Raw genomic sequence first — 1,348 nt, forward strand, 5'->3', positions numbered from 1 at the left:
CCAAGTTCTTAAACATCGTTGCGCTTATCTCAACCTCAATCTTGCCTAAGTATATTTACTCAGTGCCTAATTGAGATGCTCCCAACTGCAAGCCTTTGATGGTATCGGTTCTTTAGGTGTTATTACGGAGCAAAAAGATCTTTTGATATTACAAAAAAATGATGATAGTTCTCAAACAATTAGCATTAGAGATCAGTCAACTAATTACTTTTTTAATAGCTATATTGTGGATGATCGGGGAGATCGACTTAAACTAGTTAGAAGTTCTAATAAATTTGACACCCATAAATATCCTCCTAATGCCCCTTGGTATGAAAAAGCTAAAAAAGCCAATCGTTTAATTTGGATAATTAATGTCGAGCGCATTAAGACTGATAAATCTGCCTTTGTGGCTTTAAACTTTATGCCTTTTTATGATCGCAACAATGTCTTTCAAGGGATTGTTGGTTCGTCTGTATCTTTAAAACAACTGGGGGAATTTTTAAAAAGCCTAAAAATTGGCAAAACTGGTCAAGCTTTTATTATAGATCGAGAAGGATTAATGATCGATAGTTCTACTGATGAAGCTCCATTGACACCCGAATCATCTGCAACTAATACCAAACAGAACCCAAGTAATAATAGGCTCCCCAAACTAGATCGTTTAAATATTATTAATAGTAATAATTTAGTATTTCAAAAAACGGCTATTTATTTAAAAAATTATTTTACTGATTTTTATCAAATCAAAAACAGTCAAAATCTCAGCGTAATTATTGATAACAGGAAATATTTTATTCAAATTGCGCCCTTTCAAGATCAAGTAGATTTGGATTGGTTGACGGTTTTGATCGTTCCTGAATCTGATTTTATGGCAGAAATTCAGGCAAATACGCAATGGACAATTGTTTTATGTGGTTTTACTTTGGCGATCGCGATTGGAATTGGTGTTTTGACGGCTCGTCGGATTACCAAGCCGATCCAGAAATTAAGTCAAGCCAGTCAGACTTTAGCACAGCAAGAATGGCAGAAATCTACGCTCGAACAGAGGCTTTTAGGCTTTCAAGATATTACTGAATTAGCAACGGGAGCATCTCACTAATGCAATGAGTATTTCTACTTATAGATGACATATGAGAAAATGAATAAAAAATGAGGTTAAAAAAAGATGACACCCGAAGAAAGCAAAGTTCTGAAAGAACATCTAAAAGCTGCGGCGGCAATTCTATTGAATAATACCCCAAAAGAAGAGCTAAAAAGCTTTAACAGCATAGAATTAGCAGTCAGAGACCACTTGCTCAAAGAAGTAGCACCAGAGATCGGTAAATTTTTTTAAGCTAGCAGCAGACAAAACAAGAACAGGAAGAAG

At 35.1% G+C, this 1,348-nt stretch carries 2 protein-coding genes; both read left to right on the plus strand.

The features are described 5' to 3' along the window. The first annotated feature begins 70 nt into the window (after nucleotides 1-70). Nucleotides 71-1,081: a cache domain-containing sensor histidine kinase gene (locus PSE7429_RS22930; RefSeq protein ID WP_009629800.1), complete on the plus strand. Its 1,011-nt coding sequence runs from the start codon at nucleotides 71-73 to the stop codon at nucleotides 1,079-1,081. Between the two features lie 66 nt (nucleotides 1,082-1,147). Beyond that, nucleotides 1,148-1,315 carry a hypothetical protein gene (locus PSE7429_RS27465; RefSeq protein WP_009629801.1) on the plus strand — a complete coding sequence of 56 codons (168 nt, stop codon included), beginning with the start codon at nucleotides 1,148-1,150 and terminating at the stop codon, nucleotides 1,313-1,315. Nucleotides 1,316-1,348: the final 33 nt, after the last annotated feature.

The organism is Pseudanabaena biceps PCC 7429, from assembly GCF_000332215.1.
GTDB classification, from domain to species: Bacteria; Cyanobacteriota; Cyanobacteriia; order Pseudanabaenales; family Pseudanabaenaceae; genus Pseudanabaena; species Pseudanabaena biceps.

Coding starts and splice junctions, on each gene's coding strand:
- PSE7429_RS27465 (WP_009629801.1), top strand. CDS start 1,148: ATGACACCCGAAGAAAGCAAAGTTCTGAAAGAACATCTAAAAGCTGCG.